Origin of the sequence: Chelatococcus sambhunathii (genome assembly GCF_001418005.1) — a bacterium.
Lineage (GTDB): Bacteria > Pseudomonadota > Alphaproteobacteria > Rhizobiales > Beijerinckiaceae > Chelatococcus_A > Chelatococcus_A sambhunathii.
Genome location: NZ_LIOL01000011.1, coordinates 66,212 through 79,732, shown reverse-complemented (window position 1 = coordinate 79,732; position 13,521 = coordinate 66,212). Strand labels below are relative to the sequence as shown.

Genomic DNA, 13,521 nt, shown 5'->3' with positions numbered 1-13,521 from the left:
GAAATGCGTCCCCACGTGCAAGGGACGGCGGACAATAGCGAAGCGCACGTCCCCCGCAACTCGAAAATGCCTTGCGGCGCTCATTGCCCCTCGCGCCGGGGCAGGTTCTTCAGCACGGCAAAGGGCGATGTCTTGCCATCATCGCCACCCTCGTACTGGAATTGCGCCCCCGGCTTGCGCGGATAGGGATCGAGCCCGAGGGCAAAGAACTCCGCGGTGACAGCGCCGAGATCGACAGCGCCGCCGACGATCTCGTCGGGCTCGTCCTCTGCGGGTGTCTCGCCCGCCTCCGGTTCCTCGAAGGCGGCGCGCCAGCGCTCCAGCGCCGGCGTCGACATGAAGGTGACATCGACTTCCTCGCGCATGTTGGTAGCGAACGGCTCCAGTGTGACGACGCAGGTCTGAATCAACCCGGCCTCGACAATCCCGGTCACATGAATGCGCTCGCTCGTGCCCGTCAGGCTGAACGAGCCGACGAGCCTGTCGATGGGGCCCGTACCGAAACGTCTGGCAAGCTCTGCCCGTTCGGCCTCGCTCGCTTCCACCGTCACCTCGAGGCCCGCAGCCGGAACATCGGCAACGGCGATGGGGCGGGACAGAAGCGCATCGGACGCCGCGGTCATGGTCAGGTCCTTTCAACGAATCGTACAGCAGGCGGGAAGGGATCCGGCCGCTGCAACAGGGCATCGAAGTCGAGGCCGTCGAGATCGGCCGCGCTCGCCCGCACGTAGGCGGCCAGCGCGGCATGGCGCTCGGCGGGTTCACCGAGGCGAACGGCAAGAAGGCGCCGCAGTTCCGTCTCGTCTCCGGCATCGACGGCGGCCGCATAGCGCCGCATGCGGTCGTTGAAAATGCCGGCGAGCGCCTTCATGCGCTTGGGCACGGCAAGGTCGCTGGTGCCGAGCTCGCGCAGCGCGCGATCAAGCTCGCGGAACATCACGTCGACCAGATCCTGCCCGGCATCGGGCGCCGGCGCGGACAGCGCGTTGAGCCGCCGCACGATGAGCGCGACATGCAGCACCAGCGCCTCGAAGCGGCCTTCCGCCGTATCGGGAAAGCCGAGCTCAAGGAACAGCGCAGGCTGGCGCGCCGCCCTGGCGACCCGTTGATAGAGGTCCTCGATGACGTCGTTGGGACGCCGGCGACGCAGAAAAGACAAGATCATGCCGACCTTCTTAACCTTCTCACCACGCCTTGCAAAAGGCCCGCGTGCGCGCTACGGCATCGGCGGGTCCCATCGCAAGTCCGGGGCGGAGCCCCCGGTCCCATAACACAGGTGGACGGTATGGCATTGCGAAAGTCTCTATCTTTCCAACGCATCGCGGCGCGTTGTCTCGTCGGCGCGACCTTGGCGATGGGGCTCGCAGCCTGCAGCAGCACCACCGAGACCCTGACCAAGGGCTACGTGATCGACGAGCGCGTCGTGGCCGAGATGAAGCCCGGCACGAGCGTGGAGAAGGTGCTGGAGCGGATGGGCACGCCCTCCACCGTCTCGACGGTCGGCAACAAGACCTTCTATTACATCAGCCAGACCTTCGAGCGGCCGGTGCAGTTCATGAGCCCGCGGCTCGTCGAGCAGCGCGTGCTCGCCATCTATTTCGACAAGAACTTCAAGGTCGAGCGCCTCGCCAACTACGGCCTCAAGGATGGCGTCGTGTTCGACTTCATCACCCGCACGACGCCCACGAGCGGCTCCGAGCTGTCGCTGATCGGCCAGTTGCTGCGCGCAACCGGCGGCGGCGGAGGGGCGACATTCAACCCCTTCGGCGCCTGACCGGCGCCATCCGGAAACAGGAAACCCCGCGGCATCGCTGCCGCGGGGTTTTTCTATGTGCGCGGCGCTTCACTACATGTGGGCGAGGATCGCCAGCAGCAACAGCGCCACGATATTGGTGATCTTGATCATCGGGTTCACAGCCGGGCCGGCAGTGTCCTTGTAGGGGTCGCCAACCGTGTCGCCCGTCACGGCCGCCTTGTGAGCGTCCGAACCCTTGCCTCCATGGTGTCCCTCCTCGATATACTTCTTGGCGTTGTCCCAGGCACCGCCGCCCGACGTCATCGAGATGGCGACGAAGAGGCCGGTGAGGATGACGCCGAGCAGCATGGCGCCGACCGCGGCGAAGGCGTTGTTCTTGCCGGCGATGGCGAGCACGATGACATAGGCGACGATCGGCGAGAGCACCGGCAGGAGCGAGGGAACGATCATCTCCTTGATGGCCGCCTTCGTCAGCATGTCGACGGCACGGCCGTAGTCCGGCCTGTCCTTGCCCGCCATGATGCCCGGCTTCTCGCGGAACTGGCGGCGCACCTCCTCGACTACGGCGCCGCCGGCCCGGCCCACCGCCGTCATGCCCATGCCGCCGAAGAGGAACGGCAGCAGGCCGCCGAACAGGAGCCCGACGACGACGTATGGGTTGGACAGCGAGAAATCGACCGAGACGCCCGCGAAATAGGGAAACCGCTCGGCATTGGCGACGAAGAAGTTGAGGTCCGAGGTGTAGGCAGCGAAGAGCACCAGGGCACCGAGACCAGCCGAGCCGATGGCATAACCCTTGGTGACGGCCTTCGTCGTGTTGCCGACAGCATCGAGTGCATCGGTTGACTTGCGCACGTCCCCCGGCAGGCCGGCCATCTCGGCAATCCCGCCGGCGTTGTCCGTCACCGGCCCAAAGGCGTCGAGCGCGACCACGAAACCGGCCAGGGCCAGCATGGCCGTCACGGCAACGGCAATGCCGAAGAGCCCAGCGAGAGAATAGGTCACGACGATGCCGGCGACGATGACGAGGGCGGGCAGCGCCGTCGACTCGAGCGAGACGGCGAGGCCCTGGATGACATTGGTGCCATGGCCCGTGACGGAGGCCGCGGCGATGGATTTCACGGGCCGGTAGTCGGTGCCGGTGTAGTACTCCGTGATGATGACGATGAGAGCCGTGACGACGAGGCCGATCGCCCCGCACCAGAAGAGATCGCCCGCCGTGAAGCTGGTGCCGCCGCCGGTCGTCAGCACCGTGCCGAAGCCGCCGAAGATGAGCCAGGTGACGATGGCGAGCGCGACGAGCGACAGCACGCCGGTGGCGATGAAGCCTCTGTAGAGCGCGCCCATGATCGACTGGTTGGCGCCGAGCTTGACGAAGAAGGTGCCGATGATGGACGTGACGATGCAGACGCCACCGATGGCAAGCGGATAGAGCAGCACGGCATCGAGCACCGGCTGGCCGACGAAGAAGATCGCGGCGAGTACCATGGTGGCGACGACCGTGACGGCATAGGTCTCGAAGAGGTCGGCCGCCATGCCGGCACAGTCGCCAACGTTGTCGCCGACATTGTCGGCGATGGTGGCCGGGTTGCGCGGATCGTCCTCCGGGATGCCGGCCTCCACCTTGCCGACAAGGTCGCCGCCGACATCAGCGCCCTTGGTGAAGATGCCGCCGCCGAGACGGGCGAAGATCGAGATGAGAGAGGCGCCGAAGCCGAGCGCCACGAGCGCGTCGACCACCGTGCGGTCGGCGACGGTGAGGCCCATCGCCTGCGTCAGCACCGTGTAGTAGCCGGCGACGCCGAGGAGGGCGAGGCCGGCAACGAGCAATCCTGTGACCGCGCCTGACTTGAAAGCGAGGTCGAGGCCCGCCGCAAGGGAACGGGAGGCCGCCTGGGCGGTGCGCACGTTGGCGCGCACCGACACGTTCATGCCGATGAAACCGGCCGCTGCCGAAAGGACCGCACCGATCGCGAAGCCGATGGCCACCGTAAGCCCGAGAAACCACGCGAGCGCGAGGAACAGCACGATGCCGACGATACCGATCGTCGAATATTGCCGCCGCAGATAAGCCTGAGCGCCCTCCCGGATGGCACTCGCAATTTCCTGCATACGCTGGCTGCCGGCATCGGCCGCCATGACGGACTGAATGGTATAGACGCCGTAGACGATAGAAAGCGCGCCCGCGGCTATGATCAAAATCAGTGCGGTCATTTTTCCATCCCTAGTGAGCGGGAGGGATTGCACGCACAGGTTCCGGCCGTACGGCCGGATGGCCGACGTCTCACCCCCCGAGCCTCGTCGTTTTCTGGGGCTCGCGCTGAGGTGAACAAAAAAACCGGGCCAAAGCAAACGACTTTACGTGACGCGGGCCGGCTTTTTTCTGTTTGGAGGCGTTTTGGGTCTGCTTCAGGCCGAGATCTGGCGTGTCCGCAGGCGGGTCATCAGTTCCTGCACGCCGATCATCACGAGGACGAGCGTGACGAGGGGAAAGACGATCCAGTTCACTGTTTCCCAGCCGGCCACGTCGAGCAGCTTGCCCGAGGAGAAGGACGCGACGGCGACCGTACCGAACATCAGGAAGTCGTTCGCCGCCTGCACCTTCGCCCGCTCCTCGGGCCGGTAGCACTCGGTGACCATGGCGGTGGCGCCGATGAAGCCGAGATTCCAGCCGACGCCGAGCAGGACGAGCGACAGCCAGAAATGCGCCACCGCCAGCCCCCACAGGGCGACGCCCGCCGCGGCGGCGATGAGCAGCAGGCCGAGTGCGGTGGTGGCGCTGTGGCCGATGCGGTTGATGAGACGGCCGGTGACGAAGCTTGGCCCGAACATGGCGAGCACGTGCCACTGAATGCCAAGCGTCGCCTCCCCCACCGTATGGCCGCAGCCGACCATGGCGACGGGCGCGGCCGTCATCACGAAGCTCATCAGGGCATAGGTGACGGTGCCGGCGCTGACGGCCACGATGAAGCGCGGCGCCCGCACGATCTGCCACAGGGGCCGGCCGCCGCCATGGGCAGCCGCCGGCATCGGCACCGGCCGCAACATGAAGAGGATGGGCAGGGCGATGAGCGCGAGCGCCCCCTGGCCGAGGAAGCTGCCGACGAACGGCGCCCCGGGGAAGAGGTCGCGCGTGTGGATCGCGACCTGCGGCCCGATGACCGCCGCCAAGAGCCCGCCCACCATGACGAAGGAGATGGCTCGCGGGCGGAAGGCGAAGCTCGCCCCGTCCGTGGCCGCGAAGCGGTAGCTCTGAACGAAGGAGGAGTAGTTGCCGGCGAGGAATGTGCCGAGGCAGAAGATCAGGAAGGCGCCGACATAGATGCCGCCGGCCGCGACGAGCCCCGCGAGCGCGCCGAGGACCGCCCCGACGACATAGCCCGAGCGCCGGCCGAGATGGCGCATCAGCATCGCGGCGGGGATGGTGCCGGCGGCCACGCCGAGATTGAACAGGCTCACCGGCAGGGTCGCCAGCGCCTTGTCCGGCGCCAGCCATACACCGACGATGCCGCCGAGCGACACGACGATGGGCGGGCTGGCGGCACCGAAGGCCTGGGCTCCCGCCAGAATGATCGCGTTGCGCCGGGCCAGCCTGTCGTCGATCTCAACCACCGTCAGCCCTCGCTTCAACCGCCTCAGAAATGCCCGTAGGAGCCCCTGGCGAACTGCCGCTCGCCTGCCCCGTCGCGGATGGTCAGCCCGCCACCGGGGGCGCCCACGGTCCCGATCCGGGTCAGTGGCGTGCCGGCACTGCGGGCAGCCTCCACAAACCCAGCGACTCCGCTCTCGGGGACCGTGCAGAGGATTTCATAATCGTCGCCCCCCGTCGCGATGGCCTCAACGAGGGTCTCATCTGCGTCGAGCGCAGAACGCGCCGCGGTGGACAGGGGCAGAAGCGCGAGGTCGATCTCGCCGCCGAGCCGGGCGGCACGCAGCATCTTGGCGAAATCGCCGACGAGACCGTCGGAAACGTCCATCGCCGCCCGCGCATTCGCCCGGACGGCCGCGGCGAGATTCGTCCGCGGCCGAGGGTGGAGATAGCGATCGACGAGGCATGCCCGCTCCTCCTCCGTCAGGGCCGCCGCCCAGGCGCCAGCCTTGCCCGTGTGGAGCGCGAGGCCGAGCGCGGCATCGCCGATGGTGCCGCTGACGAGCACCGCGTCACCTTCGTGCGCACCCGTGCGCGGCACCATCGTGCCCTGCGGCACGGCACCGAAGGCGGTGATCGACAGCGTCAGAGGCCCGGGCGTCCGCACGGTGTCGCCGCCGAGCAGCGGGCAGCCATAGGCCGCCGCATCCTCGCCGAGCCCGGCGGCGAAATCGGCCATCCACCCCTCCGTCCAGCCGGGCGGCAGGGCAAGGACGAGCAGGAAGCCGCGCGGCGCGGCCCCCTTGGCGGCGAGGTCCGAAAGATTGACCCGCAAGGCCTTGCGGGCGATGGAGCCCGGCGGATCGTCCGGCAGGAAGTGCACCCCGGCGACGACAGCATCAACCGTCAGGACGAGTTCCTCGCCCTCCGGCAGCGACAGGAGCGCCGTGTCGTCCTTGAGGCCGAAGCCGCCCTCGCCGGCGAGCGGCGCGAGGAAGCGCCCGATCAGTTCGTCTTCGCTGAAGGGTGAGCCGCCCGCCATGCCCGCCTCAGGGGCGCGTCGCGAGCTCGGCCGCCCGCACGCTGCGCGCCAGCGCGTCGAGCACGGCATTGACGAGGCCCGGCTCGTCCTCGTCGTAGAAGGCGCGGGCGACGTCGACATATTCCGAGATGGTGACGCGGACCGGGATGTCCTTGCGGAAGAAGAGCTCGTAGGCGCCGGCGCGCAGCACGGCCCGCAGCACCACCTCGACGCGCTTCAGCGGCCATCCCTTGGCGAGCGCCTCGTCGAGGCGGCGGTCCACGAGCTTCTGCTCACGTACCACGCCGGCGATGATGTCGCGGAACAGGTCGACGTCGGGCGCGCGGAAGGTCACGCCCTCGACCTCGCGGCCGATCCAGTGGTTCTCGAACTCGGCGACGGCCTCCATGACGCCCGTGACGGCGATGTCCATCTCGTAGAGCGCCTGCACGGCGGCGAGCCGGGCGGCGCTGCGCATCTCGCTGCGGCTCATCGCAACACCTCCGCCAGCGCCCGCTTGTGGCGCAGCACGGCGAGTGCCGCCTCGGCCGCGCCGCCGCCCTTGTTCATCTCCGCGACACGGGCGCGGGCGAAGGCCTGCGCCTCGTTCTCCACCGTCAGGATGCCGTTGCCGAGCGGGATGCGGCGCGAAACCGACAGGTCCATCAGCGCGCGCGCGCTCTCGCCGGCGACGATGTCGTAATGGCCAGTCTCGCCGCGGATGACGCAGCCGAGCACGACCACCGCATCGAAGGGCCGGCCGGCAGCCTCGGCCGCATCGAGCGCAATAGCGGCCATGGCCGGGGCCTCGAGCGCACCGGGCACGGTGATGAGGTGGCTCTCGGCACCGGCCGCCGCGATGGCGGCCTCGGCGCCGGCCAGCAGTTCGTCGGCGATCTCGTCGTAGAAGCGCGCCTCGACAATGAGGACACGTGCGCCCGGCAGGGGCGCGGCGTCAAGTTGGGCTTGGCGTGGACCGGCCATGATGTTCTTTTCGTTTGCGCGGCGGGACGGGAACCCGCCCGGACAATCGGGACCGCAGCCGTCGCGGCCACGGGTTCGTCGATCAGGAAATCTTGCTCGCGTCAGTACCCCGCCGCTCGCGCCTCCGCAAGGCGGGCGGCGTAGCGCGCCATCAGATCGACCTCGATGTTGAGCGCGTCGCCCACCTTGCGGTCGCGCCACGTGGTGACCGCGATGGTATGCGGGATAAGCAGCACGGAGAAGGTGTCGTCGGCAACGCCGTTGACGGTGAGCGACGTGCCGTCGAGCGTCACCGACCCCTTTTCGGCGATGAAGGGCGCGAGCTCGCGCGGCGCGCGCACCGTCACCCGGGCGCTCGGCCCCCAGGGATCGTCCGCGCCGCCGGTCTCGGTGATGCCGTCCCAGCCGATGATCTCGCCGACACCGTCGACGTGGCCCGTGACGATGTGGCCGCCGAGCTCGTCACCGATTTTCAGCGCCCGCTCGAGATTGACGCGCGTGCCCACGTGCCAGCGCGGCACGGTGGTGCGCGCCAGCGTCTCGGCGGCGCAATCGACCTCGAACCAAGAGCCGCCTTCGCGCGGGCCCACCGCGACGACGGTGAGGCACGGACCGCCGCAGGCGATAGAGGCGCCAAGGGCGATGCCGGCCGGATCGTAGGCAGAATGAATACGCAGGCGCCTCAGCGTGCCCTGGAAGTCCTCGGCGGCGACCACCTCGCCCACATCCGTCACGATGCCGGTGAACATCAACGAGTCCTTTCCCAAAAGGCCAGATGGTCCTCGCCCGCCATGGCCTCGCCGAAGCGCACTAGTGCTCCCTCCCCCGCGAGCGCTTCCGCGAGCGCCGGGCCGAGCGCGGCGATGCCGGCCTCGCGCCCGTCATAGGCAAGGCTGGCCGTGATCAGCGTCACCTCGTCGACGAGATCGGCCCTCGCCAGCGCTTCCGCAAGGGCCGGTCCGCCCTCGCACAGGATGCGCGTCAGGCCGAGGCTGCCGAAGAGTTGCAGCATGGCGGTAAGATCCACCCGCCCGTCCGGTCCGGCGGCGACGCGCATGACCTCGACGCCGGCAGCACGCAGCGCCTGCTCCGCCGCGATGGGCGCGTTGTCCGTAGCAACAATCCAGGTCGGCCACGCGCTCGCGGTCCGGACTATTTCCGCCGTCGCCGGCGTGCGCAAGGCGCTGTCGACGACGATGCGCAGGGGCGACCGCTCGTCCATGCCCGGCAACCGCACGGTCAGTTGCGGATCGTCGGCGAGGACGGTGCCGACGCCGACCATGATGGCATCGGCATGGGCACGCATCAGGTGCACCCGGTCGTTCGCCGCGCGGCCGGTGATCATGAGTCGCGTGCCGGGCCGGGCGGCGATGCCGTCGGCCGTCTGCGCCAGCTTGATGTGCACGGCAGGGCGGCCTTGGGTGACGCGCAGGAAGTGACCGCGATGCTGACGGAAGGCCTCTCCCCCGCCGAGACCGACCTCGACGGCGATGCCGGCGGCGCGCAGCTGGGCATGGCCCTGGCCGCGCACGCGCGGATCGGCATCCTCGATCGCCGAGACGACCCGGGCGATGCCGGCCTCGACGATGGCCTGGGAGCAGGGCGACGTGCGGCCGTGGTGGGAACAAGGCTCCAGCGTGACATACATCGTCGCGCCGCGGGCCGCCTCGCCGGCCCGATCGAGCGCCACGCGCTCGGCATGCGGGCGCCCGCCGGGATGGGTCACGCCGCGCCCGACGACGAGCGAGCCCGCGGCCGTGTGAGCCACGATGACGGCACCGACGGAGGGGTTGGGGGCGGCATGACCGAGGTTGCGCGCGCCGAGGGCGAGCGCCGTCGTCATGAAGCCCGTATCGAGCATCTCTCGGGAACGCGCAGACGGCGCGGCGGAGAAGGCTTCCGGCGCAACCGCTGGTCCGGGCACGGTCAACTTTCCTCGTGCTCCCGCCTGAGGGGAATGATCTCTCCCCCGGCCAGCTCGCCGATGATCTCCTCGAAATCCTTGGCCTCGCGGAAATTGCGATAGACCGAGGCGAAGCGGACATAGGCCACGCTGTCGAGGTTGCGCAGCCCTTCCATGACGAGTTCGCCGATCTTCTCACTCGGGATCTCGGTCTCGCCTGAGCTCTCGAGCTGGCGCACGATGCCGTTGATCATGCGCTCCACCCGTTCCTCGTCCACAGAGCGCTTGCGCAGCGCGATGGAGACGGACTGCATCAGCTTGTCCCGGTCGAAGGGCACGCGCCGGCCGGAGCGCTTCACCACCGTGAGCTCGCGCAACTGGACGCGCTCGAAGGTCGTGAAACGCCCGCCGCAGTCGGGACAGATGCGCCGCCGGCGGATGACCGAATGGTCGTCCGTCGGGCGCGAGTCCTTCACCTGCGTGTCGAGATTACCGCAATAGGGGCAGCGCATGGCGCTTCTCCGGCCGTGGCGGCCTCAGGGATAGATGGGGAACCGCCGCGTCAGCTCGTGCGCCTTCTCGCGCACGGCGTTCTCCACCGCCGCGTTGTTCTCCTCGCCGTTCTTGGCGAGCCCGGCGAGCACCTCGCCGATGAGCTCGCCGACGCGCCTGAACTCGGCGACGCCGAAGCCGCGCGTCGTGCAGGCCGGCGTGCCGAGCCGGATACCGGAGGTGATCGTCGGCTTCTCGGTGTCGAAGGGCACGCCGTTCTTGTTACAGGTGATGTGCGCGCGGCCGAGCGCCGCCTCGGCCGCCTTGCCGGTGAGGCCCTTGGGGCGCATGTCGACGAGCATCAGGTGGTTGTCCGTGCCGCCGGAGACGACGGCGAAACCCGCCTCCACCATCGTGTCGGCGAGGACCTTGGCGTTCTCGACCACCGAACGGGCATAGACCTTGAACTCGGGCCGCAGCGCCTCGCCGAAGGCCACCGCCTTGGCGGCGATGACGTGCATGAGCGGGCCGCCCTGCAGACCGGGGAAGATGGCGGAATTGATCTTCTTGGCGAGGTCCTCGTCATTGGTGAGGATCATGCCGCCGCGCGGCCCGCGCAGGGTCTTGTGGGTGGTCGTCGTCACCACATGGGCGTGCGGGAACGGCGAGGGATGCGCCCCGCCGGCCACGAGCCCCGCGAAATGGGCCATGTCGACCATGAAATAGGCGCCGACAGCGTCCGCGATCTGGCGGAAGCGGGCGAAGTCCCAATGGCGCGAATAGGCCGAGCCGCCGGCAACGATGATCCTGGGCTTGTGCTCGTGGGCGAGGCGCTCGACCTCGTCCATGTCGACGCGCTGGTCGTCCTCGCGCACCGTGTAGTGCACGGGGCGGAACCACTTGCCCGACATGTTGGGCTTGGCGCCATGCGTCAGGTGCCCGCCCGCGGCGAGGTCGAGGCCCATGAACACGTCGCCCGGCTGGGCGAGCGCCATGAACACGGCTTGGTTGGCCTGCGAGCCGGAATTGGGCTGCACATTGGCGAAGCGGCAGTCGAACAGGCGGCAGGCACGCTCGATGGCGAGTTCCTCGGCGATGTCGACGAACTGGCAGCCGCCGTAGTAGCGGCGCTTGGGATAGCCCTCGGCGTACTTGTTGGTCATCACCGACCCCTGCGCCTCGAGCACAGCTCGCGAAACGATGTTCTCGGAGGCAATGAGCTCGATCTCGGTCTGCTGGCGGCCGAGCTCGAGCGCGACGGCACGGGCGATCTCGGGGTCGGCATCCGCCAGCCCGGCCGAGAAGAAGCTGTTGGACAGATGGGACGGAACGGCGTTGCTCGCGCTCATGGCTTCACCTCGACTTCAGGTCACCGGATCCGGGTCACCGACGATCGGGGGCCGCCCGCCTCCCGAGGCGCTGGACGGGACGTCCAGCCGGGGCGCAAGCCTTTCGTGTGATGACCTACGATATGTTGGGGCGGGCCCTCTCGTCCCGCACGAGAGGTGCATAACACTTCGCTCGACGAGCGCCAACAGGCACCGGACGCTCAACGGCGTCGCACCCGCTGCATGGGCAGGCGCCTGCAACAAGAGACAGCGGCCCGCCAAGGGACGGGCCGCTTCTCGATCGGTCGGGATGGCAGGTCAGTTGACCGGCTCGGTCTCTTCCGCCTGGGCCGCCGCCATCACGTTCTGCACGCCGAGGCCGTCGCGGTTGTAGACGTCGTCGCGGAACTGCACGATGCCGTCGGGCGACGCCCAGGCCGTGATGTACGTCCAGTAGACGTTCACCGGCCTTGCGAGGCGGGCGTCGATTCGCTCGCCCGAGGCGATCGCCTGGTCGATCGCCGCGCGATCCCAACCGGACGTCTCCTTGAGCAGCCAGGTGATGTAGTCGCGCACGTTCTGCACGCGCACGCAGCCGGACGAGACGAAGCGGAAGTCGTCGCCGAAGATGCCCTTGGCCGGCGTATCGTGCATGTAGACGCCGTGCGGGTTGGGAATGTTGATGCGCACGAAGCCCATCGAGTTGAGGTCCGCGCCGGGATCCTGCCGGAACATGTAGCGCGTGGCCTCGTCGGAGTTCCAGTTGATGCTCTGCGGCGGGACTTCCTGACCCTGGCTGTTGTAGACGCGGATCTTGTTGTCCGACAGGTAGGTCGGGTCCTGCCGCATCTTCGGGATGAGGTCCTTGCGGATGATGGAGGCAGGCACCGTCCAGAACGGGTTGAAATTGATCTCGGTGATCTTGGCGTTCATGATCGGCGACTGACGGTCGATCTTACCGACGCCGGCGGCATGACGGCTGACGACCTGCCCGCCCTCGACCGTCTCGACGAGGGCGGCCGGGATGTTGACGATCACGTAGCGCTCGCCAAGGTCGCCCGAGAGGGCGCGCAGACGCACCAGATTGATCTCGAGCTGGCGCAGGCGGGTATCGACCGGCACGTTGAGCGCGGAAACGGTCGGCCCGTTGACGACTCCGGTCGCATTGAGGCCATGCCGCGCCTGGAAGCGCTTCACCGCGGCCTCGACGTAGGTGTCGAACACCGGCGAGTTACCGGCGGACGGCTCGAGGTCACCGGACAGGATGAGACGCTCGCGCAGGGCGACGACGCCCGGGCCCTTGGCGCCCATGCGCAGCCGCTGGTTGGATGAGACCTGGCCCCAGCCGCCTCGCGCCGCGATGTCGCGATAGCGCGCGATGGCCTGCTCGGTGCCGACGATCGCCTCCTGCGATACCGTCGGCATGAAGGAGCGCTGCACCCGGATCCGGGGCGCCGCATCGTAGCCCTGGCTCCACTCGGCCTGGGAGGCGATCACCATGGGCTGCTGGGCGCCGGCCGGAGCCGAGAGGGCGGCATATGCAACCGCGATGGCGCCGGCAAAGGCGAAGGCATGGAGTTTGGAAACCGAAATGCGCACTGGCAGGAATCCTGATCGTCGAATTCGCTGTGACTGCCGGCGGCGCACAAGAACGCCGCCACATCGCCGCCCGTAGGGACGACTGACCCTAATTAAACCGTCTACGGTTAATCAAGCGTGAGCTGTCGGCGAGCACTCGGGCCAATTTGTGGCAGGCGGCGCCATGATCCGGCCCCATCGCGCGCAAAAATCCGGGCGCTGCAATTATGCAACATCCGGCGACCGTGCCGGGTCGCCGGACGCCTTGCGATTCATGAAAAGGGACATCAGAGCCGGTAGCGGATCTGATCCGTCCAGTAGCGCTCGAGCCGTACGAGGGCCTGATTGAGGTTGCGGAAATCCTCGGCCGTGACGCCGCCGATGGCCTCGATCGTCCGCGTGTGCTTGTCGTAGAGCGTGGACACGATCTCGTGAACCTCGCGCCCGCGGTCGGTCAGGCTGATCCGCACCGAGCGGCGGTCGACCCGCGAGCGCGCATGGTGCAGGTAGCCCATCTCGACGAGCTTCTTCACATTGTAGGACACGTTGGAGCCGAGATAGTAGCCGCGGGTGCGCAGCTCGCTCGCTGTCAGCTCCTTGTCGCCGATGTTGTAGAGCAGCAGCGCCTGCACGGCATTGACGTCCGTGCGCCCGCGGCGCTCGAACTCGTCCTTGATGACGTCGAGCAGACGGCGATGCAACCGCTCCACCAGCGTCAACGCCTCCAAGTAGAGCGGACCGATTTCAGCGTCTATGGAATGAACCGGCGTCGGCTCTACCGTCTTCATCACAGTCCCCATCATACGCCCCATCGCCTGTTACGCAGGCCGGATTGTGATCTTCCGGCCTTTTATGAGGAGTACGATAGCC

General features: G+C 68.1%; 13 protein-coding genes and 1 pseudogene. 1 reads left to right on the top strand and 13 read right to left on the bottom strand.

The window, feature by feature from the left end; genetic code table 11:
* Positions 1-80 precede the first annotated feature (80 nt).
* Together ASC46_RS17510 and ASC46_RS17505 are read right to left on the bottom strand one after the other, a co-directional pair.
* On the bottom strand, positions 81-623 hold the full coding sequence (locus ASC46_RS17510) for a YceD family protein (RefSeq protein WP_055460593.1): 543 nt from the start codon (positions 621-623) through the stop codon (positions 81-83).
* A gap of 2 nt (positions 624-625) precedes the next feature.
* A complete protein-coding gene (locus tag ASC46_RS17505; RefSeq protein WP_055460592.1) occupies positions 626-1,165 on the bottom strand; it encodes a ubiquinol-cytochrome C chaperone family protein in 540 nt (179 codons plus the stop codon).
* A gap of 120 nt (positions 1,166-1,285) precedes the next feature.
* Here ASC46_RS17505 and ASC46_RS17500 point away from each other — a divergent pair, with 120 nt between their 5' ends.
* Positions 1,286-1,774 (top strand): outer membrane protein assembly factor BamE, encoded by a 489-nt coding sequence (locus ASC46_RS17500; RefSeq protein WP_055460591.1) that lies wholly within the window; start codon positions 1,286-1,288, stop codon positions 1,772-1,774.
* Between the two features lie 72 nt (positions 1,775-1,846).
* On the opposite strand, the gene ASC46_RS17495 is transcribed toward ASC46_RS17500, so the two are convergent.
* The 11 genes and pseudogenes from ASC46_RS17495 to ldtR form a co-directional block, all read right to left on the bottom strand.
* Positions 1,847-3,970, bottom strand: a complete 2,124-nt coding sequence (locus ASC46_RS17495; protein WP_055460590.1) for a sodium-translocating pyrophosphatase — start codon at positions 3,968-3,970, stop codon at positions 1,847-1,849.
* A gap of 195 nt (positions 3,971-4,165) precedes the next feature.
* Complete coding sequence (locus tag ASC46_RS17490) at positions 4,166-5,368, bottom strand: MFS transporter (protein WP_055460589.1); 1,203 nt, start codon at positions 5,366-5,368, stop codon at positions 4,166-4,168.
* A 23-nt stretch (positions 5,369-5,391) separates the two neighbouring features.
* Positions 5,392-6,387: a thiamine-phosphate kinase gene (gene thiL, locus ASC46_RS17485; RefSeq protein ID WP_055460588.1), complete on the bottom strand. Its 996-nt coding sequence runs from the start codon at positions 6,385-6,387 to the stop codon at positions 5,392-5,394.
* 7 nt (positions 6,388-6,394) lie between these two features.
* The gene (nusB, locus tag ASC46_RS17480) at positions 6,395-6,859 is read right to left on the bottom strand and encodes a transcription antitermination factor NusB (protein ID WP_055460587.1); all 465 of its coding nucleotides are present in this window, start codon (positions 6,857-6,859) and stop codon (positions 6,395-6,397) included.
* Complete coding sequence (gene ribH / locus ASC46_RS17475; protein ID WP_055460586.1) at positions 6,856-7,350, bottom strand: 6,7-dimethyl-8-ribityllumazine synthase; 495 nt, start codon at positions 7,348-7,350, stop codon at positions 6,856-6,858. The genes nusB and ribH overlap by 4 nt, the downstream gene beginning before the upstream one ends.
* 101 nt (positions 7,351-7,451) lie before the next feature.
* A complete protein-coding gene (locus ASC46_RS17470) occupies positions 7,452-8,099 on the bottom strand; it encodes a riboflavin synthase (RefSeq protein ID WP_055460585.1) in 648 nt (215 codons plus the stop codon).
* A complete protein-coding gene (gene ribD / locus ASC46_RS17465) occupies positions 8,099-9,211 on the bottom strand; it encodes a bifunctional diaminohydroxyphosphoribosylaminopyrimidine deaminase/5-amino-6-(5-phosphoribosylamino)uracil reductase RibD (protein ID WP_055460584.1) in 1,113 nt (370 codons plus the stop codon). The genes ASC46_RS17470 and ribD overlap by 1 nt, the downstream gene beginning before the upstream one ends.
* Positions 9,212-9,214: 3 nt before the next feature.
* A pseudogene (gene nrdR / locus ASC46_RS17460) lies at positions 9,215-9,765 on the bottom strand (transcriptional regulator NrdR); the annotation flags it as partial.
* A 24-nt stretch (positions 9,766-9,789) separates the two neighbouring features.
* Positions 9,790-11,094: a serine hydroxymethyltransferase gene (gene glyA / locus ASC46_RS17455; protein WP_055460582.1), complete on the bottom strand. Its 1,305-nt coding sequence runs from the start codon at positions 11,092-11,094 to the stop codon at positions 9,790-9,792.
* 297 nt (positions 11,095-11,391) lie between these two features.
* Positions 11,392-12,672: a L,D-transpeptidase family protein gene (locus tag ASC46_RS17450; RefSeq protein WP_082464892.1), complete on the bottom strand. Its 1,281-nt coding sequence runs from the start codon at positions 12,670-12,672 to the stop codon at positions 11,392-11,394.
* Between the two features lie 266 nt (positions 12,673-12,938).
* Positions 12,939-13,439: a transcriptional regulator LdtR gene (gene ldtR, locus ASC46_RS17445; protein WP_055460581.1), complete on the bottom strand. Its 501-nt coding sequence runs from the start codon at positions 13,437-13,439 to the stop codon at positions 12,939-12,941.
* Between the last annotated feature and the right edge of the window lie 82 nt (positions 13,440-13,521).